This is a genomic window from Collinsella sp. An2 (assembly GCF_002160065.1).
Classification (GTDB): Bacteria; Actinomycetota; Coriobacteriia; order Coriobacteriales; family Coriobacteriaceae; genus Limicola.
In genome coordinates this window covers 142,608-166,401 of the sequence record NZ_NFJW01000004.1, presented here as the reverse complement: position 1 = coordinate 166,401, position 23,794 = coordinate 142,608, and the positions used below count along the sequence as shown (strand labels likewise).

Here is a 23,794-nt window from a genome sequence, read left to right as displayed (position 1 = left end):
ACATGCACACTATCGCCGAGGCTTCTAGCCGATCGTCTCCTCGTCGGAGTCGTCGTTATCGTCGGTGTCGACCAACTGGTTCAGCAGCTCGTCGAGCGAGGCCATGTCCTCGTTGATGACGCCGGAGCTGTTGCTCTTCGAAGAGCTCTCGGCAGGGGCGCCGATCATCTCCTCGTCGTCGTAGTGGCGCGGCGCCGAGGTGCCCAGCAGGATGTCGTCCGGGCCGTCCGGCGAGAACACCATCTGCAGCAGCTGGGAGAGGTCCTCCTCATCCGCGACATCGTCGTTGTTGTCGAGGATGAAGAGCAGGTTATGGGCCTCAAGGCCGTCGCGGAGCTCCTCGATGGCCTTCGCGCCGATGCCGTCGATGCGAAGCAGGTCCTCCTCGGACTTGCCCACGAGATCACCGACGGTCTCGATGCCGACCTCGCTGAACTTGTTGGTCCAGCGCTGCGACACGCCCAGGTCGTCGAACAGGTACAGACGCGCGTCCTCGGCAGAGATCGTGCGGCCGTTGCGGGTAAAGGACCCGTCCGGGCTGCCGTACTCATCGAAGCTCGCCCAGTCGACCTGCTGCGGCAGCTGCTCGTCGAGCTCCTTGAGCTCCTCGGGCGCCCAGTCGGGCAGGGTCTTGGCGTTGGGCGACGTCGGGCCGTCGATGGCCTGGTAGCCGTCCGCGGTGCGATAGGTAAGCGTCGCGTTGGCATACGGCTTGAGGCCGGTACCTGCGGGGATCTTCTTGCCCACGATGACGTTGGACTTGAGGTCCAGCAGGTGGTCGACCTTGCCCTCGATGGCGGCCTCGGTGAGGACGCCCGCCGTACGGATGAACGAGGCGGAGGACAGCCAGGAGTCGATACTCGAGGCAACCTTGAGCGTACCCAGAATGGCCGGCTCGGCAGAAGGAGCGGTGCCACCGATGCGGGCGACGCGCTCGACCTCGTCGGCGAACTCATAGCGGTCGACGTACTGGCCCAGCAGGTACTTGGAGTCGCCGGGGTTGGTGATCTGAACGCGACGCAGCATCTGACGTGCAATGACCTCGATGTGCTTGTCGTTCAGGTCGACGCCCTGCGAGGTGTAGACCTCCTTGACCGACTGCACGAAGGTGTGCATCGTCGACTCGATGTCGGTGAGCTTACGCAGGTTGCGGAAGTTCACGAAGCCCTTGGTGAGCTGGTCGCCGGCGCGGATCTCGGCGCCGTCCTCGATGCCGGGCATGAAGCGCACGGACGCCGGGACGCGGATCTCGTCGATGATGCGGCCGGGGTTGTCGCGGTCGGTGATGGTGAGCACGTACTCGGACTTCTCAGGCTTGATCGAGAGCATGCCGGAGTGCGGGGCAAGGTCTGCCTCGCGGCCCAGGATCTTCTCGTTCACGTTGCCGACGACGTCAAACATACGGCCGACCGTAGGCAGACCCTGCGTAATGTCGTCGACGCCCGCGACGCCGCCGGAGTGAATGGTACGCATTGTAAGCTGCGTACCGGGCTCGCCGATCGACTGGGCGGCGATGATGCCCACCGCGGTGCCGATGGCAACCGGACGACGCGTGGAGAGGTCCCAGCCGTAGCACTTCTGGCACACGCCGTACTTGGAACGGCAGGTGAGGAGCGCCCTCAGCTTCACCTTGGTGAGGCCGGCGTCGAGCATCTTCTTGATGTCGTCGGTGCTCTCGATGTAGTCATCCGCGTGGAAGAGCGTGGTGCCGTCGGCAGCCACGACGTCCTCGATGAAGCAGCGGCCCACGAGGTCGGCGTTGATCTCGCCGGTCTCGGGCAGGGTGAGCTTGTAGGTCACGCCTTCGGTCGTGCCGCAGTCCTCCTCGCGCACGATGACGTCCTGCGCCACGTCGACCAGACGACGGGTAAGGTAACCGGAGTCAGAGGTGTGCGACGCGGTGTCGACGAGGCCCTTACGAGCGCCGTAGGTCGAGATGAAGTACTCGAGCGGCAGCAGGCCCTCGCGGAAGTTAGCCTTAATGGGCAGGTCGATCGTCTCACCAGACATGTCCGCCATAAGGCCGCGCATGCCGCCGAGCTGACGCAGCTGGGTCTTAGAACCACGGGCGCCGGAGTCGGCCATCATGTAGAGCGGGTTCTCCTCGTCGAACATGTCGAGCATGAGGGCTGCAACCTTATCGGTCGCGGCGGTCCAGGCGTTAACGACCTCGGTGTGACGCTCCTGCTCGTTGATGAAGCCATCCTCGAAGTACTCGTTGATCTGGTCCACGTCGGCCTGCGTCTTGGCCAGGATCTCGGGCTTCTCCTCAGGGATGAGGGCGTCCCACAGCGAGATCGTAAGGCCTGCGCGCGTAGCGTAGTGGAAGCCGGTGAACTTGATGTTGTCGAGGATCGGCGCGACCTCGGAGGCCGGGTAGCGGTCGCAGCACTCGGCCACGAGACGCTTCACGTCGCCGGAGCCCATCTTGTAGTTGATGAACTCATAGTCGTCGGGCAGGCACTGACGGTTGAAGACGATGCGTCCGATGGTGGTCTCGAAGCGGCAGGTCTTGGAACCCGTCACATCGTAGTCCACCACGTCGCCGCCACCGTTGTTCACGCGGAACAGGCGGGTGCCGTCCTCGTTAATCACGTTGGCCTCGGCGGCCGAGACGCGCACCAGGACCTTCGCCTGAAGGTCGATCTCGGTGCGGGCGTCGTAGGCGTTAAGCGCATCGTCGAAGCTCGCGAACACATGGCCCTCGCCCTGCATGCCCTCACGCATCTGGGTGAGGTAGTACACGCCGATGATCATGTCCTGACGCGGGGTGTTGACGGGCTTGCCGGATGCCGGCGAACGCAGGTTGTTGCTCGAAAGCATGAGCACGCGGGCCTCGGCCTGTGCCTGCTGGGACAGCGGCACGTGGACCGACATCTGGTCGCCGTCGAAGTCGGCGTTGAAGGGCTCGCAGACCAACGGGTGCAGGTGGATGGCCTTACCCTCGACCAGCACGGGCTCGAAGGCCTGGATGGACAGGCGGTGCAGGGTCGGTGCACGGTTGAGGAGCACCAGACGGCCGTCGATGACCTCTTCGAGGATGTCCCACACGAAGCTGGCGCCGCGGTCGATGGCGCGCTTGGCGCCCTTGATGTTCTCGACCTTGCCAAGCTCCACGAGGCGCTTCATGACGAAGGGCTTGAAGAGCTCGAGGGCCATGGTCTTGGGCAGGCCGCACTGATGCAGCTTGAGCTTCGGGTCGGTAACGATAACCGAACGGCCGGAGTAGTCGACACGCTTGCCCAGCAGGTTCTGGCGGAAGCGGCCCTGCTTACCCTTGAGGGACTCGGCGAGCGACTTCAGCGGGCGGCCGCCGCGGCCGGACACCGGGCGTCCACGACGGCCGTTGTCGAACAGGGCGTCCACGGCCTCCTGGAGCATGCGCTTCTCGTTGTTCACGATGATCGCAGGGGCGTCCAGGTCGAGCAGGCGCTTCAGACGGTTGTTGCGGTTGATCACGCGGCGATACAGGTCGTTCAGGTCGGACGCGGCGAAGCGGCCGCCGTCGAGCTGCACCATCGGGCGCAGGTCGGGCGGAATGACCGGGATGACGTCGAGAATCATGTTGGCCGGGTCGTTGTGGCCCTTGAGGAACGCGTCGACGACCTCAAGGCGCTTCACGGCCTTCTCGCGCTTCTGCTTCTGGCCATCCTCGTCGGCGATGATGGCCTTGAGCTTCTCGGCCTCCTGCTCCAGGTCGATGGCCGAGAGCAGGTCGCGGATGGCCTCGGCGCCCATGTCGCCGGAGAAGTACATGCTGTAGTAGCGCTTCATCTCGCGGAACAGCGGTTCATCGGAGATGAGGTCGCGCTCCTGGAGCTTCATGAACGCCTGGAAGGCGTCGGAGCGCAGCTGCTTCTCGTCGCGGGTCTCCTCCTGGATGTCCACGATGCCGGCAGCGATCTCCTCCTGGGTGAGGGGCTCCTCGTCGGAGAACTCGTCGAAGTTCTCGGGGTTGCCCTGCTCTTTGAGGCTCTCAATCTGGCGCGCGCACTCGGCGTCGAGCTCCTCGAGGTCGGCCGCGAGCTCCTCACGAAGGTCCTCGGCGTCCGCCTCGCGGGCCTCGTAGTCCACGTGCGTGATGATATAGCTGGCAAAGTAGAGCACCTTCTCGAGGTCCTTGGACTTGATGTCCAGAAGACGGCTCATGGGGAAGGTCGTGGGGCTCTTGAAGTACCAGATGTGGCTCACGGGAGCGGCGAGCTCGATGTGGCCCATGCGCTCGCGGCGCACCTTGGACGTGGTGACCTCCACGCCGCAGCGCTCGCAGACGATGCCCTTGAAGCGGATGCCCTTGTACTTGCCGCAGGAGCACTCCCAGTCCTTGGCAGGACCGAAGATCTTCTCGCAGAACAGGCCGTCCTTCTCGGGCTTCAGGGTGCGGTAGTTGATCGTCTCGGGCTTCTTGACCTCGCCGTAGGACCACGAGCGGATCTGGTCGGCGCTGGCAAGCGAGATCTTTACCGCATCAAAATCAGTAGCTTCGAATTCTGCCACAGTCAACTACTCCTTCTCTGTGGTGGTGGCGGTGAGCTCTTCGGCGGTGTCCTCGGCGGGCTCGGCGGCAGCCTCGTCGTCGAGGGCAGGCAGGTCGGCGAACGGATCGAGCTCGTCGGCGTCATCCTCGGCCTCAGCCGCGGCGGCCGCAGGCTCGGCGTCGTGGAGCGGCTCGATGTCGAGCGCGAGCGAGCGGATCTCCTTCACGAGAACCTTGAAGGACTCGGGCACGCCGGCCGTGGGGATGTTCTCGCCCTTGACGATGGCCTCGTAGGTCTTGACGCGGCCCACGGTGTCGTCGGACTTGACGGTGAGGATCTCCTGCAGCACGTTGGCGGCGCCGTATGCGTACAGGGCCCACACCTCCATCTCTCCGAAGCGCTGGCCACCGAACTGCGCCTTGCCGCCCAGCGGCTGCTGGGTCACGAGGCTGTACGGGCCGGTCGAACGCGCGTGAATCTTGTCGTCTACCATGTGGCCGAGCTTGAGCATGTAGGAGGTGCCCACGGTAATCGGCTCGCGGAACTCCTCGCCGGAGCGGCCGTCATACAGCGTGGTCTTGCCGCGCTCGTCGAGCTGCGTGACGAACTCGGGGCGCATCTTCTCGCCATAGCGCTCGCGCGCCAGGTTGATCATGTTGCGGTTCGCACGGCGGATGACCTCGGCGATCTCGTCCTCGGAGGCGCCGTCGAAAACCGGCGTCGAGACGAAGAACGGGCCGGGCACGTAGGTGTCGGACTCGGCGTTGTCGGGATCCCAACCGCAGGCAGCGGCCCAACCCAGGTGGCACTCGAGCAGCTGGCCCACGTTCATACGCGAAGGCACGCCGAGCGGGTTCAGGATGATGTCGACCGGGGTGCCGTCGGCCATGTAGGGCATGTCCTCGACAGGCAGGATCTCGGAGATGACGCCCTTGTTGCCGTGGCGGCCGGCGATCTTGTCGCCCTGCTGGATCTTACGGCGCTGCGCGACGTAGACACGCACCTGCTCGTTCACGCCGGGCGCCAGGTCGTCGCCGGCATCGCGGCTGAAGCGCACGACATCGATAACGCGGCCGTAGGCGCCGTGCGGCATCTTGAGCGAGGTGTCGCGCACGTCATGGGCCTTGGCACCGAAGATGGCCTTGAGCAGGCGCTCCTCGGCGGTCTGGGTGCTCTCGCCCTTCGGGGTGACCTTGCCCACCAGGATGTCGCCCGGGCCGACCTCGGCGCCGATGCGGATGATGCCGTCCTCGTCGAGGTTCGCGAGCATGTCCTCAGAGAGGTTCGGAATCTCGCGGGTGATCTCCTCGGGGCCGAGCTTCGTGTCGCGGGCGTCGATCTCGTGACGGGTGATGTTGATGGTCGTGAGCAGGTCCTCGGCCACCACACGCTCGGACACCACGATAGCGTCCTCGTAGTTGTAGCCTTCCCAGCTCATGTAGGCCACGGTCAGGTTCTGGCCAAGCGCGAGCTCGCCGTGGTCCGTGGACGGGCCGTCAGCGATGGGCTGACCCTCGGTGACCTCGTCGCCCACGCGCACGAGCGGGCGGTGGTTGATGCAGGTCGACTGGTTGGAGCGCTGGTACTTGGGCAGCTTGTACTCGTCCAGGCCCTCGGCGCTCTTGATGGTGATCTTGGAGGCGTCGGCAAAGATGACCTCGCCGGCGTGCTTGGCCAGCGTGACCTCGCCGGAGTCGAGCGCAGCGCGACGCTCCATGCCGGTGCCCACGTACGGGGCGGCCGGATGCACGAGCGGCACAGCCTGACGCTGCATGTTCGCACCCATGAGGGTACGCTTGGCGTCATCGTGCTCGAGGAACGGAATGAGGCAGGCGGCGACCGAGATCATCTGGCGCGGCGAGACGTCCATGTAGTCGACGTCGTCCACGGGCACGTCGGCCGGGGCGCCGAAGGAGCCGTCGAAGTCGCGCGTACGGGCGACGATCGTGTGCGGGCGCACCAGGTTGCCGTCGGCGTCAAGGGTGACGAACTCGCCCGTCTTGGAGTCGATCGGGGTGTTCGCCGGCGCGATGATGTGGTCCTCTTCCTCGTCGGCCGTCATCCAGTCGATCTGGTCGGTGACGTGGCCGTTCTCAACGCGGCGATACGGAGCCTCGATGAAGCCGTACTCGTTCACGCGCGCATAGAGGGCGAGCGAGCCGATCAGGCCGATGTTGGGACCTTCGGGGGTCTCGATCGGGCACATGCGGCTGTAGTGCGAGTTGTGGACGTCGCGGACGGCCGTCGGCACGTTGGTGCGGCGGGAGGAGCCGGACTTGTGACCAGCCAGGCCGCCGGGGCCGAGCGCGGAGAGGCGGCGCTTGTGGGTAAGGCCCGTCAGCGGGTTCGCCTGATCCATGAACTGCGAGAGCTGCGAGGAGCCGAAGAACTCCTTGATGGCCGCCACGATCGGGCGGATGTTGATGAGCGACTGCGGGGTGATCTCGTCGATGTCCTGCGAGCTCATGCGCTCACGGACGACGCGCTCCATACGGCTCATGCCGATGCGGAACTGGTTGGCGACGAGCTCGCCCACGGTGCGCACGCGGCGGTTGCCGAAGTGGTCGATGTCGTCGGTCTTGAAGCCCGGCTCGCCGGCGGCAAGGCTCAGCAGGTAGCGCAGGGTGGCGATGATGTCCTCGTCGGTGAGGATCTGCACGTCCTCGCCGGTGGTGAGGCCCAGCTTCTTGTTCACCTTGTAACGGCCCACGCGCGCCAGGTCATAGCGCTGCGAGTTGAACAGCAGGCCCTCGAGGAGGCTGCGGGAGGCGTCCACGGTGGGCGGCTCGCCCGGGCGCAGACGGCGATAGATCTCGATGAGGGCGTCCTCACGCGTAAGGGCGGTGTCGCGCTCGATGGTGCGCTTCACCACGTCGGAGTCGCCCAGGAGCTGGAAGATCTCGTCGTTGGTGACGGCGATGCCCAGGGCGCGCAGGAACATGGTGGCGGACTGCTTGCGCTTGCGGTCGATGGACACGACGAGCTGGTCGCGCTTGTCGACCTCGAACTCAAGCCAGGCACCGCGCGCAGGGATGATCTGCGCCTTGTAGACCTGCTTGCCGCCGTCCATCTCGGTGGAGTAGTACACACCCGGCGAACGCACGAGCTGCGAGACCACGATACGCTCGGTACCGTTGATGATGAAGGTGCCCTGCTCGGTCATCATGGGGAAGTCTCCCATGAACACCAGCTGCTCCTTGATCTCGCCGGTCTCCTTGTTGGTAAGACGGACGTCGGTGAGCAGCGGAGCCTGATAGGTCATGTCCTTCTCGCGGCACTCGTCGACCGTGTGAGACGGGTCGCCGAACTGGTGCTCGCCGAAGGTGACCTCCAGCACGTGGTTCTGGCTCTGGATGGGGCTGGACTCTTTGAAGGCCTCGCGGAGCCCCTCTCCCATGAACCGCTGGAAGGACTCCTTCTGCACGGAGATGAGGTTGGGCAGCGGCATCGCCTGCGGGATCTTCCCGAAGTTGACGCGCGCACGCTCGGTTGGTGTTGCTTGCGGGATAATCGTTGCCACCAGGTGTTTCCTCCTTCAAGAAAAAGGCGGGTGTATGGCCGAGGTCGCCGGGAGCCCATGGGCATGGCGATGCCTCTAGCCAGTTATCGCAACCTATAAGTTTACCAATGACCTACCGTTAAGCAAGAAAATGCTTGACTCGTGAGCGCTCTTGGGGTAGCAAACTTTTTTTTCGAGTATTTCCGCAGGTATTTACCCTTGTTACGAACATATGTTCATGGGTTTTAGATGGAGCTAAACAAGCGACGCCCCACCGGGCGGCGGGGCGTCGAGGCGAATGCGTTATGCGGTTGTAACCTGCGAGGCACGGGAGCGTCTGCCCCATGCGGGACGACGCCTCTGCCCCGTGCAGGACGAGCGCCCGCCGTGGCCAGCTCTGCGTGCGAAACGCCTAGCGCTTAAGGCCACCGCGTTCGTCGATGGCCTCCCAGAAGGCGTCGCGGAAACGCGGGTCCTCGGAAGCCATGAGGGCGTTCGTCGCCATCCAACCGGACGGGGTGCCCGTATCGTAGCCGGAAAGCGGGTCGATGACCACGGCATACATGTTCTCGCGGTCGAGCGAGCGAGCCATGGCGTCGGTGAGCTGGATCTCGCCGCCCGCGCCGGGCTCCTGGTCCTCAAGGAGCTCCATGACGTGTGCCGACAGCAGGTAGCGGCCCACGATGTACAGGTTGGACGGAGCCTCCTCGGGCGCAGGCTTCTCCACGAGGCCCGAAACGCGCCACACGGCACCGGGCTCGTCATCGGCCACGTCCTCGGAGCCGGGAAGCGAACCTGCACGCTCGCCCGCGACGACGCCGTAACGGCTGACCTCGTCGGGAGCGCACGGAGCAACGGCGATTACCGAGGCGCCGCCGTGCGCACGCGAGACCTCGAGCATCTTCGTGCAGATGTCGCGCGCCGGAACCACGTAGTCGCCCAGAAGCACCAGGAAGCTCTCGCCGGCGCACGCATCGGCTGCCGAGCGAATCGCATGTCCAAGGCCCTTGGGCTCATACTGATAACGGAAGTCCACCGGAAGCGACCCTACGGCAGCCACGGCATCGGCGTAGGCACCCTTGCCGCGGTCGCGCAGCAGGCTCTCAAGCGAGCGGTCGGGCTGGAAGTAATTGAGGAGCTCGGGCTTACCCGGCGACGTGACGATAATGACGTCATCGACCTCTTCGGGTTCGAGCGCCTCCTCCACCACGTACTGAATGACCGGCTTGTCGAGCACCGGCAGCATCTCTTTGGGCGTGCACTTCGTCGACGGCAGGAAGCGGGTCCCGAGGCCTGCGGCGGGGATGATGGCCTTCATTGAGGTTCCTTTCGGGCGCCAAGGAAAACGGCGCAAATGTGTGCCCCCCGACGTTCGCGTGTCGGAAGACATAGGTACGCAATACGCAAGCAATAGTACCGCGATACACACCAATAGGAAAAAATCTCAAGCAAATCACAAGGTGCTGCAGCCCTAGCGTCTGTGGCCGGCTTGTTTTTGCAGGCGAGCGGATGGATGCATGCAAGCCGGTGGCCATATGCAAGCCGGTGGCTACATACGAACAGATAGCCATATGCGAGCAGGTGACCGAGGCGACGCGCCCCTAAGCGACGCGTCCCCTCGTTGGTCAATTATGGTGAGCGCTGGGCAACGATTGCGCCGCCACAGCCCCTAGGTGGTCAATTGCATGCTCGCCTGGGCAACTACAAGACGTAAGCGCGCGCCTCGCTCGCCTATAACGAGCCTCTTTTGCCCAGGGGTCACTCAAATTGACCAACAGGATCTCTTCACCCGACGGCTTGATGCCCAGCGGACGAGGCTTTTGACCAACGACGGCACCGTCGCGCACATGCCGTACCCAGCGGAGGAGAAGATTGACCAGCGACACGCTGGTAGCGCGAGTATCCTGCCCAGCGGGCAACGTTCTTGACCATCCGCCGGAGGGGAGCTCCCCCGCCACGCGCCGCCCGCGAAGCAGCTTCTCTGATTGCCCGCAGGGCTACTGGGCACCTAACCCCTCGGCGGCCAAAGTCGGGTTATAGAACGATATGCGTGTCCAATCCATCTCCGCCATGTTCACGTGCCAACGAGATCCGTCGACGCTCAGTAATTCCCCGGAATCTTCCCCGATTCTGCGGCAAAAGCGAGCCTCGGCGAAATATGCGGCCGCCGACGCTCAGTTCCGGTCTGCCCTGCCCCATCCCCTTGGTATGCGATACGACCGTTTCAGCGCCTTACGGGCGGATTGGTCGCTCGCAATGCCTCTCGGTCACCAAAAGCTCTCGGCCGCTAAGGTCCCTCGCCTCTCGGTCGCCAAAGTCCCTCGCCTCTCGGTCGCCAAATTCAACTCATATGAAAAAAGGGGCCCCACATTTCTGTGGAGCCCCTGAAGCGGCAGACGATACGTCTGCGAGCACTTACTTGAGGGAGACAGCAGCGCCAGCGGCCTCGAGCTTCTCCTTGGCGGCCTCGGCGTCCTCCTTCTTGACACCCTCGAGAACGGCCTTGGGAGCGCCCTCGACGACCTCCTTGGCCTCCTTGAGGCCAAGGGAGGTGAGCTCACGGACGACCTTGATGACCTGAATCTTGTTGTCGCCGAAGCCCTCGAGCACGACGTCAAACTCGGTCTTCTCCTCCTCGGCAGCGCCAGCGCCAGCAGCCGGGGCAGCCATGACGGCAGCCGGAGCAGCGGCGGACACGCCGAAGGTGTCCTCGATAGCCTTGACCAGCTCGGAAGCCTCGAGCAGGGTCATTTCCTTCAGAGCCTCGATGATCTCATCGGTGGTAAGCTTAGCCATTTTAACTAATCCTTTCGGTTCCCGCGCCACAGGGACGCGGAGCTGAAAAACATGTCAGGCGACGCGCTGGGCGCGTCGGTGCGCGGCGATATTGCCGCACGGCCACACTAGGCAGCCTTCTGCTCGGAGATCTGCTGGATCTGACGGGCGAGACCGCTGGACACACCGTTGACGCAAACCGCGATGTCGCGAGCGAAGCCGTTGATAAGGCCGGCGATCTGGCCAAGCAGCTGATCCTTGGTGGGCAGGTCGGCGATGGCGTTGACCTCCTCGGCGGTCACAGCCTTCCCCTCGGAGATACCACCCTTGATCTCGAGCACGCCCTTCGACTTCGTAGCGAACTCCTTGAGCGCCTTGGCGGGCTCAACGGGCTCGTTTGCATAGAAGACGTAGGCGAGCGGGCCGGCGAGAATCTCGTCGATCTCGGGCTGCTCCTGGTTCTTGAGGGCCAGGCGGACGAGGTTGTTCTTATACACCTTCATCTCGGCACCGACCTCACGAAGCTGGTGACGCAGCTCCTGAGCCTGCTTCACGGTGAGGCCGTTGTAGCCAACCACGAAGACGCCGTTGTTCTCGGCGATACGGGACTCGATCTCGGCGACCTTGTCGATCTTGTACTGCTGGGGCATTCGTGTACACCTCCTCTAAATCTTTCCGGGCACGACCCTCCGCAGAGTGGCGGGGATGCCTCGAAAAAGAGAAACCCCCGCGCTGCATGAGCGACGGGGGCGAGAAGGCAAATCTACTCGACCACCTCGGCTGGCGGGTACCCCCTTTGAGCCTTGGGCGAGCCCTCGGCACCGGCTGTCTCTGGCAGCGGGTTCGTGCGTGAACCACGGGATAGTATGCCGGCTGCAGGCAGCGACGTCAAGCAAGGACCGCCGGACAACCGCCATGTCTCCACATATCCTGCTGCAATGAACCGCGAGGAGTATAAAGAGTACGGTACCATACGGGCCACACGACGTCGAAAGGACTTCCATGGCCAAACGTACGCGATCCGTGACCCTGCGCACGCTGCATTACTACTGGGCCGTGACCCGTGTCCAGCTGCCCATGTTCGTTGCCGATGTGGCGGTCACCCTGGGCTACGTGTTCTTCCTCACCTTTGCGAACCCGCTCATCGTGGGCACCATCGTCGACCTCGTCGGCTCGGGCAACGTCACCGCCTCGGAGGTCCTCCCCACCTTTGGCCCGTACATCGTGGCGCTTGTGGCGGTAAACGTGGCCGGCCAGGTCTGCAGCAAACTGCAGGACTACACCTGCGCCTGCCTGGAAATCCGTGCCGGATACGAGCTGGGGCGTCAGGCCTTCGACACGCTTTCCAACCAGTCCATGACCTTTCACACCAACCGATTCGGAGGCTCGCTGGTAAGCTCCACCCAGAAATTCATCTCGGCGTACAGCCTGCTCATGGACAACTTCACCTACTCGGTGCTGCCCACCGCAACGACGGCGATCCTGACGCTGTGCATGCTCGCGCCGCTTGTGCCAGCCTACGTGGGTATCCTCGCGCTCGTGCTTGCCGTCTATGTGGCGATCGTCTTCAAGCTCTACCGCAAGATCTTGCCCATCAACGCCGCGGCCTCGGCCGCCCAAAACCGCCTGTCGGGCGAGCTTTCGGACTCTATCACCAACATTTTGGCCGTAAAGACCGCCGGCCGCGAGGCCTACGAGCAGGACCTCTTTGAACAGGCAAACCAGGAGGTACGCGCCGCCGACAGCCAGCGCATGCGCCGCACGGTCAAGACCGGCGCCGTCACGAGCTCGCTCATCGTGCTCATGATGGGCATCACGGCGGTCTTCATCGCGGGCGGCGGCGCCTGGTTTGGCATCTCGGCCGGCACGCTCGTCATGATGTTCACGTATACGAACACCCTCTGCAACCGCTTCAACATGCTGTCCCAGATGTTCCAGCAGATCAACCGCGTGTTCGGCGAGGCGCACGACCTGACCGTCGCCCTCGACGAGCCCCGTCTGGTTGCGGACGACCCGCACGCGCCCGATCTGGTCGTGCCAGCAGGTGCCATCGACTTTAGCCACGTGAATTTCAGCTACGCCGACGCTGGCGAGCACGACGCGGTGTTCCACGACTTTAGCCTGAGCATCCCCGCTGGCCAGCGCGTGGGCCTTGTCGGGCGGTCCGGCAGCGGCAAGACCACGCTCACGACCCTGCTGCTGCGCCTTGCCGACCTCTCGGGAGGACAGATTCTCATCGACGGTCAGGACATCGCACATGTAAGCCAGGTGAGCCTGCGCCAGCACATTGCGTACGTGCCCCAGGAGCCGCTGCTGTTCCATCGCACCGTGCGTGAAAACATCGCCTATGGCCGCCCCGGTGCCACGGACGAGGAGATTCGCCAGGCTGCCGCCGAGGCAAATGCGCTGGAGTTTATCGAGCGGCTGCCCCACGGCTTTGATACGCAGGTGGGTGAACGCGGCGTGAAGCTCTCTGGCGGGCAGCGTCAGCGCATCGCCATCGCGCGCGCCATCCTCATTGACGCGCCGATCCTTGTGCTGGACGAGGCAACGAGCGCTCTGGACTCCGAGAGCGAACGACTGATCCAAGACGCGCTGGCGAACCTCATGCGCGGACGCACGTCGCTTGTCATTGCACATCGCCTCTCGACCGTGGCGGCCCTTGACCGGATCGTGGTGATCCGCGACGGAGCGATCGTCGAAGACGGCCGCCACGAAGAGCTTGTACGCGCCGGCGGCGAGTACGCACAGCTGTGGAACCGCCAGTCGGGGGCGTTTTTGGGCACGGAGTAGCAGCGCGGAGCCGGGTGTGTGGGCTGGGCGCGGCGCGCGACGTTGGTCGGAGGCGTCGACGTGGCGCAGTGGGCGTGCGGCCGGGCCGGCGACGCGACGAACCGTGCGGTTAGGCCGGCGGCGCGACGGGCCATGCGGCCGGGACTGTGGCGTGGGCAAGGCACTCGGCGCTGGCAAGGCATTCGGCGCGAAAGGCCGTCGTTCGCCACGCACGGCCGGCATCGGATATGACGAAAGGAGAACGTGACACTCGTGCGCGAGCTCAACACCGACATACCGCATGACAAGCCGACGCGAGCGCGCGAGCGACGGGTCGCCGTCATCACGTGGCGCGACGACACGCTTTCCCATGTGGGCGCAGATGCCTGCAACACCGACGAACCGTCTGGCGACCGCAACGACGCTTCGTCCCCGTATGCTGCAGGAGCGCGCCTGATCGCTGACGACCTTTTGGACGCGTATCGCGCCTATGAACACATCTCCGCTCTGCGACTGGGCGTGCAAGAGGGCGGCGCGCGCCTGGTCGACGTGCATATATCGACAGCCAGACCGGCCGACATTCGGCTTGACACCCCGCTCGGCACTGGCGACGCCTTGGTAATTGTTGCCCTTGAGCCGGCGGGTGCGCGCGAGGCACAAGCCAAGGTTACAGAGGCCACGCGCGCCAGGGCAGGCCGCCGGGGCGCATACGACCGCGCCCAGCATCATCCTCTCCCGATGAACGAGACCTTCCAAACCACCGCACCCCGGAACGCCGAGGTTGTCTCTCCATCGCCAAGTATCGACCGCATGGGTCCCGAACAGCTGCTGGCGAGCGTCCTCGACAGCGGAGCGCTTGCGGCCGGCACGCCGGTCTATACCGTCATCATCTCCTGTAGCTGGAGCCCTGAGCCCGCCATCGACTCCATAGAGCGGCTGCGACACATCTGCGTACAGCAAAAGCTTGCCTGGGGCGGCGGTGTCGCCATGGGCTGCGGCAAGGCGCTTCCCCGCCTCATGCGAAGCCCGCGGCTCGGCATGTGGCGCCGCCCTCTTTCGGAGGCCATCGACCGGCTGATCGCCGCCCTGCGCATGGATTGTCCACTCGATGAGCTCGACAGCCGCACCATGTCCTACGGAGACATGCATGTGCCCACAGAGGGTCAGTGCCGTCTCGCACCCGGGCAAGACATCATCACCGTTCGCAGCCCTCCCCCCCGATGGATCTATGACAAGGTGTGGGACCGGTAGCGGCATCACTCTTACGTCGCCCGCTCACGTTGATAGAGCTTTTTGGCCATTGTGACGCCTCCAGGGTCCGTCTTTTGGACGAAGCCGGCACCTAACTTACATTGAGCGCACGCAACGTTTCCATCCAACGTTCTGTCAGGCGATCGAGCGACCACGACGCGTTGGCCGGACTCGTAGAGGGCATTACCTGGGCTTCGATTCCCACTCGCTTCTCGAGGTAGCGATGATAGAGCCTCCCGGCAGTTCCCCCGTTGCACAGCACCGCCTCGATGGGCGCGGCGTCGGTGATGCGCTCGATGCGCGCGGGCACGACGTTTCGAATGCTCGCATCGCTTGAACCCTTGATATCGCAGCTTTCAATCACGTCCCATAGCGCAATACCGTGACGCAAAAGCAGCGACCGCTTTGAGCAAATGGATTCCTCCTCGGTGGCAGGCTCTGACGTGCCCGAAAGGGCATCGCCCGCGTTGGGAGGAACGCTCTCGCCCAGGCACGATGCCATAACGCGCCAGAACCGGTTTTGGGGATTGCCGTAGTAAAACGAATGAGCGCGAGAGAGAACCGAGGGGAACGACCCCAGCACAAGCACACGCGAATCCGCGTCGAACACCGGGGCAAAACCGTGTGAGATGTGCTGATAGTCGGCCATGCGCTGTCCCTTCTCACGTGTTGGCCCGACACCCGAGGCAGCCGTGCGGGCCGCGGAGGCGGAAGGCGGGATACAATGTGGCCTTAGCACCCGCACGCATTCATTGCAGGGAGGTCATTATGGGTACACGTTACCTCGTTGTCATCGACATGCAAAACGACTTCGTAGACGGCGCGCTTGGCACGCTCGAGGCCCAGGCGATCGCGGCCGCCGTGGTCGCAGCCGCGCGCGATTTCGATGGCGAAGTGGTCTTCACGCTCGACACGCATGACGAAGACTACCTTTCGACGCAGGAGGGAAGCAACCTGCCGGTGCCGCATTGCATTCGCGGAACCGAAGGCTGGCAGCTCATCCCCGCGCTCGAAGCCGTCCGCGAAGAACGCCACGCTCAAACCTTTGAAAAGCCCACGTTCGGCTCGACCGATCTCGCGGCATGGCTCGTGGCTCAAAACGCCGCATCTCCCATTGAGTCCATTGAGTTCATAGGGGTATGCACCGATATCTGTGTGGTCTCAAATGCGCTGCTGGTCAAAGCCGCGCTGCCGGAAGTCCCCTTATCCGTGGACGCGTCGCTTTGCGCTGGCGTCACGCCCGCCGCCCACGAAGCTGCCTTGGCAACTATGGCGAGCTGCCAGGTGCACATCCTGGGGCGGGATTCTTAAGGCGGCGGCTTTCGCCGGCGGCAATACGCACCGCTGACATGCGGATTCGCGTCGCCGTGCCGCCGCGACGGCCGGCGCTTCCCCGGAGCGAGCGCCACACATGTCATGCACTCGGTTTATGCATCGAGCAGAAAGCCTGCGGGACCGGTGAGGTACAAATCTGGTCCCGATGTGTGCAAAACTCGGCGTTTTGTACGACTAGAATTCCAGCTTCATCTGATGAGGCCATTTTCGATAACAAAAGGCCAGATAAATGAATGCATAAAACCTGCCAAAAATGTATAACGAAATCAAGTCGTACAAAACGGCGATTTTGACACACGATCAGGGCTGTTTTGTGCCCCGACGATGATCGAACGGAACGTTGGCTATGAAGGCGCACCTGCGGCCTGTCGCCGCGACGTAGCGCGACGGACGAAGCCACAATCATGGCGGTATAAGAGCGGGTGCCCCGTGTCCGAGTTGCGTGCGCGATTCTAAAGTTGATAGAGGGTTTCGGCCATAATCACCCTCAAAAGGGGGTGATTATGGCCGAATCGCGCACGCAACTTCAATCGAGCGCACGCAACTTCAGCAGGGCGCGCGCAACTTCAGTCGGGTGCACGTAACTTCAGCCGGGCGCACGTAACTCGAGAGCGGGGCACGCAATTCTCTTGGAAGGCCGGGGGGCAGGCACGCTGCCGAGGATCTTCAGAGCATCCTGCTGCAATTCGGCGCGGTCTCGCCCGGCGCGCCACCTGGCCGTCAGGCCATGGCGGCGCGCCGAAACGAGCCGTTATGCAGGTCCTTTGTGCCAGTCCGTAATGCCAGCCGGTATGCCAGTCCTTTACGCCAATCCTTATGCCAACCCCAACGCCATGCCGATAAGGTGCACCACCAGCGCGACGACCCACGCGACGCCGCACTGCATGAGCACCACTCCTGTGGCATAGCGCGAACCCAGCTCGTTGCGGACGGCCGAGATCGCCGCGACGCACGGCGTGTACAGCAGCACAAACGTAAGGAACGTAAAGGCCGTAAGCGGTGTAAAGAGCGTTGCGAGCGCCGCCGTAGAACCCCCAAGCAGCACCGTGAGCGTCGCAGCGACGTTCTCCTTGGCGCCGAAGCCCGCCACGATCGCCGCGGATGCGATCCAGCTGCCAAATCCAAGCGGACGGAAAATCGGGGAAACGAACGTGCCCAATGCGGCGAGCATGCTCTGACTCTGGTCGCTTACAACGTTGAAGCGAATGTCAAACGTCTGCAAGAACCAAATGATGACGCTTGCTGCAAAGATGATCGTGAACGCCTTGGTCACGAAGCCCTTCGCCTTGTCCCACGCCAGATGCACCGTGGTCTTCAGACTGGGCAGGCGGTAGTTAGGAAGCTCCATTACAAACGGCACCGGGTCGCCCCGGAACGCCGTATGCTTGAGCACCAGCGCCACGAGAATGCCCACAACGATGCCCATGAGGTACATCGCAATCATCACGAGCGGGGCGCAGTCGGGGAAAAACGCCGCCGAGAACAGCGCATAGACCGGCAGCTTTGCCGAGCAGCTCATGAACGGCGTGAGCATGACCGTCATCTTGCGATCGTGCTCCGAGGGCAGGGTGCGCGTCGCCATGATAGCGGGCACGCTGCAGCCGAAACCGATGAGCATGGGCACGAAGCTGCGTCCGGAAAGCCCCAGCTTGCGCAGAATCTTATCCATCACAAAGGCCACGCGCGCCATATAGCCCGAGTCCTCGAGCATGGAAAGCAGCAAGAACAATACCACGATGATGGGCAGGAAGGATAGCACGCTACCCACGCCCGCAAAGATGCCGTCGATTACCAGTGAATGCACCACCGGATTTACGCCGAAGTTGGTAAGCGCTTGGTCGACCACGCCCGTGAGCGCCTGAATGCCAAGCTCCAGCAGGTCGGAGAGGCGCTGCCCCACCACATCGAACGTCAGCCAGAACACGAGTGCCATGATGAGGATGAACACCGGAATCGCCGTGTATTTGCCGGTGAGAATGCGGTCCGCGGCAACGCTGCGCAGGTGCTCGCGGCTCTCGTGGGGCTTTACCACGCTGCGCGCGCAAACGTCCTCGATGAACGCGAAGCGCATGTCGGCGAGGGCGGCCATGCGGTCGGTGCCGGACTCCTCCTCCATCTGGTGAATGATGTGCTCGATTGCATCGAGCTCGTTATCGTCGAGGGCCAGCGAATCGATGACCAGATGGTCGCCCTCGATGATCTTCGTTGCGGCGAAGCGCGGCGGGATGCCTGCGGCCTGGGCGTGATCTCCCACCAGCTCGATCAGGCCGTGAATGCAGCGGTGCAGCGCACCGTGGTCGGGGCCGTCGGGAGCGCAGAAGTCGATGCGGCCCGGGCGCTCGCGATACCGCGCCACGTGCAGCGCGTGCTCCACCAACTCGCCGATGCCCTCGTTCTTTGCGGCCGAGATGGGCACCACAGGAATTCCGAGCGCGGCCTCGAGTGCGTTCACGTCCACAGAGCCGCCGTTTGCCGAGAGCTCGTCCATCATGTTGAGGGCAAGCACCATGGGCAGGTCGAGCTCCATGAGCTGCAGAGTAAGGTAGAGGTTTCGTTCGATGTTGGTGGCATCGACGATGTCGACGATCGCATCGGGATGCTCGTCCAGAATGAACCGGCGGCTCACCACCTCTTCGCTCGTATACGGCGAGAGCGAGTAGATGCCCGGCAGGTCGGTGATTCGCGCGTTGGGATGTCCCTTGATCTGGCCATCTTTGCGGTCGACCGTCACGCCGGGAAAATTGCCCACGTGCTGGTTCGAGCCGGTCAGCTGGTTGAAGAGCGTCGTCTTGCCGCAGTTCTGATTGCCGGCGAGCGCGAAGCTGAGCGGCGCCGACTCGGCAAGGGCCGCGCCCGCACGCCGGGGCTTGGCCGCGTCTTCGCCCAAGGCAGGGTGAGCCACGGCGGAGCCCTTGGTGGTGCAACGCGGGTTGTTGTGCGCATCGTGAACATCCGTGAGCGCGATATGCGCCGCATCGTCACGGCGTAGCGTGAGCTCGTAACCGCGCAGGCGAATCTCCATGGGGTCGCCCATGGGGGCAAACTTCATCATGGTGACCTCGGTGCCCGGCGTCAGGCCCATGTCCAGGATGTGTTGACGCAGGCCCGCATCGCTGCAATCGACCGATGCGATGATGGCGTCCTTGCCTATCTCAAGTTGCTCGAGGGTGGTCTGCTTGGCCTCCCCCGGCTGACGTGTGTTATCCATAACCCACCTCACCTAGATGTTAACCGTAGCTATTTTAGGTATCCCATGCGCCAACAAAAGCCTGGTCGCCTATTAGCATCGGATGCACAACGCGTTAGACTTAGCTAACTTTCGGCTGGAACCCAGCTTTTCCTCCCCCTCCTCCTGCGAGACGCTCATACTGAAGCAGACAAGAAATACCAAGCAGCAAGGAGCACCTATGGCAGATCTCCAAAACGAGCCCGCGCTTCGCACCGTCGTCTTCGACATGGGCGGCGTGCTCATGACCTTCGACGGCTTCTACTTTGCGCAGCAATACACCGACAACGACGAGGACGCACGCCTTCTCGCCGACGCCTATTTCGGCCGCCGCGAGTGGTCACTGCTCGACGCGGGCGTAATCAGCATTCCCACGATGGAGCGCATCGCGCAGGCGCACCTACCGGAGCGCCTGCATCCCAACCTGCATGTCTGCGCCGCCGAGTGGCAGCGCTACTCTCAGCCCATCGAGCCCACCAACAAGCTCGCCATTCGGCTGAAGGACGAGGGTCTGGGCGTCTACCTGCTGTCCAACGCCTCGACCGAGATCGACAAGCAGCTCGATCATTGCCCTGCCTACCAGGTCATGGACGGACGCGTGGTGTCGGGCTTCGAGCGCATCATGAAACCCGACCCGGCCATCTACACGCTGCTTTGCGACCGCTACGGACTCGATCCCGCCGGGTGCCTGTTTGTGGATGACAACCTGGACAACTGCCGCGGCGCCGAGGTGGCGGGCATGCGGTCGTATCACTTTACCGGCGACGTCGAGGCGCTGGCGTCCTACATCGATAGCCTGCCGCGATAGCAAGAGCAGGGCGTCATACGCAGACGTGCAGAAACCGACCGCCGGTGGCGCAGAGCATTCCACCGACCCACCTTTTCGGTATCATGTCTCGTGAAGACAAGCGGCCATGCCGCATAGGCTGCATACCTATAGGAGGATGCATATGAAACTCTGGGATAAGATCAAGGGCTCCGTCACGTCCGGCAACGCCGAGACGCCCCAGGCTGCCTCGTTCGCGACCCGCCCCGACACCATCTACGCCCCCGTCTCCGGCATCCTCATGCGCCTTGAGGAGATCAACGACGAGGTCCTCTCGGCACACCTGTTTGGCGAGGGCTACGGCATCCTGCCCACCGGCCATACGCTGTTCGCCCCGGCCAACGGCCGCATCGCTGCGACGACCGTCACCAACCACTCCATCGGCATGCTCACCGACGACGGCGAAGAGCTCATCATGCACATCGGTCTGGGCACGGTGAACATGAACGGCAAGGGCTTCACCTGCTATGTGAAGCAGGGCGACCTCGTGACTGCCGGCACCCCGCTGCTCACCTTCGACCCCGAGGCCATCAAGAGCGCGGGCTACGAGGACGTCGTGACGCTCATCATCTCGAATGTGGGTGACAAGGTGCGCGTGAACCACATCGGCAGCTCGGGCACGCTGCTGGGCGGCCGCCCGCTTGTTAAGGTGGGCGACCCACTGCTCGTCGTCCGCAGGCCGCGCGACTAGTAGCACTGGCAGTTGGGCCCCTCCCGTTTCGAACACACGGGAGGGGCCCAACTTTGTGAAGGTGGAATCTTTTTTAAGAATCTGTCCTAATAGCTACCAATTCAGGAGCATTTTGGGCATAATAGCCTTGTTCGTGCGCGGCACCCGCAGAGGGACCGAAGGGACCGGGTGCCCGCGCAATCGCCTGCGTTCTAAGGAGAACAGCATGAAGTTCGTTTGCCCCGTCTGCGGTTATGTCGAGGAGTTCGACGGCGAGGAGCTGCCCGCCGATTTCAAGTGCCCCCAGTGCGGCGTCTCCGGTGACCGCTTCATCAAGCAGTCCGACACCGAGATGACCTGGGCCGCCGAGCACGTCGTGGGCGTCGGCAAGCTTCCTGAGGTTCCCGAGGACATCGTCGCCGACCTGCGCGCTAACTTCGAGGGCGAGTGCTCCGAGGTTGGTATGTACCTGGCCATGGCCCGCGTCGCTCATCGCGAGGGCTATCCCGAGATCGGCCTGTACTGGGAGAAGGCCGCTCACGAGGAGGCCGAGCACGCCGCTAAGTTCGCCGAGCTCCTCGGCGAGGTCGTGACCGACTCCACCAAGAAGAACCTCGAGATGCGCGTCGAGGCCGAGAACGGCGCCACCGCTGGCAAGACCGACCTGGCCAAGCGTGCCAAGGCCGCTGGTCTTGATGCCATCCACGACACCGTGCATGAGATGGCTCGCGACGAGGCCCGTCACGGCAAGGCGTTCGCCGGCCTGCTCAAGCGTTACTTCGGCTAAACCGAACACGCTCACGCGCTTACTCACAAGCGTATGCAAGGCGCCCTCAGGAATTCCTGGGGGCGCCTTTTGTTATGCCTGTCGTTGAAACAAGGAGGAGCCGAGCGTCGACGATGCCGGCGTTGGCGGAACATCGGCACATGCCGGTTTTATGCAGTTACTTCGCAACAAGCCAAGTAGACCCCGGTTTTAGCGCTCAAAACGGCATCAAAAACCCAGTTGAGCGCTTTAGTGTAGTAAAGTGTACTTGCCATTTTTAAAACAAACTGCATAAAACCGAAACGAGTTTGTTGCGCATGGGCGCATCGGAGCATGCCCCGCGCCGCAGGCAATGCGGGCACGATTTTTACCCGACAGGCTCCACTCCCCTCACGCGTCCCCGGAACACAAACAGGCGCGCCGCCCTCCTTGAGCGACGCGCCCGTATCAATAAGCGTTATCACCACGCGGGACACCATCTGCAACCGGTGTGCCCCTAGGGGATGAGGCTCTTAGTAGCGACCACCACGGCCACCGCGGTCACCAAAGCCGCCACGGCCACCGCGGTCGTTGTGACCGCCGTAACCACCGCGTCCGCCACGGTCGCCAAAGCCACCGCGACCACCGCGGTCACGATCGCCGAAGCCGCCACGGCCACCGCGGTCGCCGCCGCGTCCGCCGAAGCCACCACGATCGCCACGGCCACCACGGTCACCACCGCGGCCACCAAAGCCGCCGCGGCCGCCACGATCGCCGTGGCCACCGAAACCGCCACGACCGCCGCGGTCACGATCGCCGAAGCCGCCACGGCCACCGCGGTCGCCGCCGCGTCCGCCGAAGCCACCACGATCGCCACGGCCACCACGCTCGTCGCGCTTCTCGGTCGGACGATCCAGGCCCATAGCGGTCAGCGGGTCGATCACCTGATCAAGCAGGGAGAGCAGCTGCTCAGCGGACTCAGCAGAGAGCTGCGGAATGTACTTCTTGCGCTTCTTGCCCTGAGCCTCGGCCAGCTCCATAGCGTCCTCGCTGGCAAAGACCACCACGTGACGCATGTCGTTGTCCTCGGGCTCGACACGAGCGACGATATCTTCCTTCTCGGCCTTGATGAGGATCTCGTTGAGCTCACGGAGACGCATGCCCATGAGGTCAGCCATCTCCTTCTCCTCCATCTTGGGCTTGAGCTCGAGCAGCTTGAGGGCGCGCTTCAGGGTGTTCAGGCGCTCTGCCTCCTCAGCGGCCTGCTCGGCGAGCACGTCGCGACGGGCGCGCATGAGGCGGGCAGCACGGTTCAGCTTGTCGAAGAGCTGGTCATCCAGGTCCTCGGGCGCAACGGCCTTCTCCTCGTCCTTCTCGTCAGCCTTCTCCTCGTCGGAAGCGACCTCAGCGGTCTCCTCGACGTCGTCGGCCTTCTCATCCTCGACGACCGCGTCGTCCGCATCCTCCGCGGCGACCTGCTCGTCGTCAAGCTCGGCTGCACCTGCGATCGCAGCAGCCTCGGCCATCGTCTCGTCCATCTCGTTGTCCATCTCTTCAACCTTGCCGAACTCAGTCATGCAATTTCCTCCTGCGCTTTCCAGCGCTTGTCGTGGGCGCGAACCTCCGCGCCAAAACTCCGGGTCTTCCAACCCAATACCTAACTAGCCTTTCGGCTCGGTGGAAGTGTACGCGGAAAGCGGCTCATACACTGAGAAGAATCTGTGTGCACACAAAATCGCCCCGGCATGTACGCCGAGGCGACACGATTGAGCTGCTGTGAGCGACCTTGCGACGTGTTGGGCCTCGCGGTGCAACGGAGCCCAGTGGCTTGCAAGCGCATCGATGCGCTACGTCGGGCACCTCGCATAGGCGAGCACGGCCGCTTTCCCGCCTCAAGCCTCGTTCATCGCGAGCAATCCGCTACACGCCTGCGACTTGGCGCGAAGGCTGTTCTACCATAAGCGAGCGGACAAGGCGCGCCGCCTGGATGCCCAGCGGATAGGTCACGAAGGCGAGCACGAATACAAACGACGAGAGCTCGATGAGCGGCCCGCCACCCATGTCCGCGCTCATGCCAAACGCCTTGATAAACTGGCTGAGGATAATCATCGCGTAGGTGCAGCCCACATATTTAAGGACCTTACCCTTGGTTCCCGTGAACTCGCTCTCGCGCACCAGCTTCACGTCCATGTGGCACCACCCTTCCGCAATCTTGCT

The 23,794-nt window shown here is 63.4% G+C and carries 16 protein-coding genes; 6 read left to right on the top strand and 10 right to left on the bottom strand.

The features are described from left to right. Positions 1–24: 24 nt before the first annotated feature. From B5F33_RS04440 to rplJ, 5 genes are all read right to left on the bottom strand, one after another. Positions 25–4,497 (bottom strand): DNA-directed RNA polymerase subunit beta', encoded by a 4,473-nt coding sequence (locus B5F33_RS04440; protein ID WP_204214400.1) that lies wholly within the window; start codon positions 4,495–4,497, stop codon positions 25–27. Positions 4,498–4,503: 6 nt separating this feature from the next. Next, positions 4,504–7,998, bottom strand: a complete 3,495-nt coding sequence (locus tag B5F33_RS04435; protein ID WP_255376247.1) for a DNA-directed RNA polymerase subunit beta — start codon at positions 7,996–7,998, stop codon at positions 4,504–4,506. Positions 7,999–8,389: 391 nt separating this feature from the next. Continuing rightward, entirely contained in the window at positions 8,390–9,295 is a 906-nt protein-coding gene (locus tag B5F33_RS04430) for a UTP--glucose-1-phosphate uridylyltransferase (protein ID WP_087410586.1), read from the bottom strand. A 1,097-nt stretch (positions 9,296–10,392) separates the two neighbouring features. Further along, on the bottom strand, positions 10,393–10,773 hold the full coding sequence (rplL, locus tag B5F33_RS04425) for a 50S ribosomal protein L7/L12 (protein ID WP_087410585.1): 381 nt from the start codon (positions 10,771–10,773) through the stop codon (positions 10,393–10,395). 107 nt (positions 10,774–10,880) lie between these two features. After that, positions 10,881–11,402 (bottom strand): 50S ribosomal protein L10, encoded by a 522-nt coding sequence (gene rplJ / locus B5F33_RS04420; RefSeq protein ID WP_087410584.1) that lies wholly within the window; start codon positions 11,400–11,402, stop codon positions 10,881–10,883. Positions 11,403–11,754: 352 nt separating this feature from the next. On the opposite strand from rplJ, the gene B5F33_RS04415 reads away from it, so the two are divergent. Together B5F33_RS04415 and B5F33_RS04410 are read left to right on the top strand one after the other, a co-directional pair. Continuing rightward, a complete protein-coding gene (locus B5F33_RS04415) occupies positions 11,755–13,545 on the top strand; it encodes an ABC transporter ATP-binding protein (RefSeq protein ID WP_087410583.1) in 1,791 nt (596 codons plus the stop codon). Positions 13,546–13,788: 243 nt separating this feature from the next. Then, complete coding sequence (locus tag B5F33_RS04410; protein WP_087410582.1) at positions 13,789–14,775, top strand: hypothetical protein; 987 nt, start codon at positions 13,789–13,791, stop codon at positions 14,773–14,775. 91 nt (positions 14,776–14,866) lie between these two features. Here B5F33_RS04410 and B5F33_RS04405 read toward each other — a convergent pair whose 3' ends face one another. Then, on the bottom strand, positions 14,867–15,424 hold the full coding sequence (locus B5F33_RS04405; protein WP_087410581.1) for a DNA-deoxyinosine glycosylase: 558 nt from the start codon (positions 15,422–15,424) through the stop codon (positions 14,867–14,869). Positions 15,425–15,543: 119 nt separating this feature from the next. Between B5F33_RS04405 and B5F33_RS04400 the strand changes: the two genes are divergently transcribed. Further along, positions 15,544–16,086, top strand: coding sequence for an isochorismatase family cysteine hydrolase (locus B5F33_RS04400; protein ID WP_087410580.1), 543 nt, complete (start codon positions 15,544–15,546; stop codon positions 16,084–16,086). Positions 16,087–16,924: 838 nt separating this feature from the next. Here B5F33_RS04400 and feoB read toward each other — a convergent pair. After that, entirely contained in the window at positions 16,925–19,318 is a 2,394-nt protein-coding gene (gene feoB, locus B5F33_RS04395) for a ferrous iron transport protein B (RefSeq protein ID WP_087410579.1), read from the bottom strand. Positions 19,319–19,517: 199 nt separating this feature from the next. Between feoB and B5F33_RS04390 the strand changes: the two genes are divergently transcribed. The 3 genes from B5F33_RS04390 (at position 19,518) to B5F33_RS04380 (ending at position 21,619) form a co-directional block, all read left to right on the top strand. After that, positions 19,518–20,144, top strand: coding sequence for an HAD family phosphatase (locus B5F33_RS04390; protein ID WP_087410578.1), 627 nt, complete (start codon positions 19,518–19,520; stop codon positions 20,142–20,144). Positions 20,145–20,286: 142 nt separating this feature from the next. Continuing rightward, complete coding sequence (locus tag B5F33_RS04385; protein ID WP_087410577.1) at positions 20,287–20,853, top strand: PTS glucose transporter subunit IIA; 567 nt, start codon at positions 20,287–20,289, stop codon at positions 20,851–20,853. Between the two features lie 205 nt (positions 20,854–21,058). Further along, positions 21,059–21,619 carry a ferritin family protein gene (locus B5F33_RS04380; protein WP_087410576.1) on the top strand — a complete coding sequence of 187 codons (561 nt, stop codon included), beginning with the start codon at positions 21,059–21,061 and terminating at the stop codon, positions 21,617–21,619. A 149-nt stretch (positions 21,620–21,768) separates the two neighbouring features. Here B5F33_RS04380 and B5F33_RS10795 read toward each other — a convergent pair whose 3' ends face one another. From B5F33_RS10795 to B5F33_RS04370, 3 genes are all read right to left on the bottom strand, one after another. Beyond that, positions 21,769–22,065: a hypothetical protein gene (locus B5F33_RS10795; RefSeq protein WP_143757943.1), complete on the bottom strand. Its 297-nt coding sequence runs from the start codon at positions 22,063–22,065 to the stop codon at positions 21,769–21,771. 45 nt (positions 22,066–22,110) lie between these two features. Continuing rightward, positions 22,111–23,154 (bottom strand): hypothetical protein, encoded by a 1,044-nt coding sequence (locus B5F33_RS04375; protein WP_239284782.1) that lies wholly within the window; start codon positions 23,152–23,154, stop codon positions 22,111–22,113. A gap of 343 nt (positions 23,155–23,497) precedes the next feature. After that, positions 23,498–23,767, bottom strand: a complete 270-nt coding sequence (locus B5F33_RS04370) for a hypothetical protein (protein ID WP_087410575.1) — start codon at positions 23,765–23,767, stop codon at positions 23,498–23,500. Between the last annotated feature and the right edge of the window lie 27 nt (positions 23,768–23,794).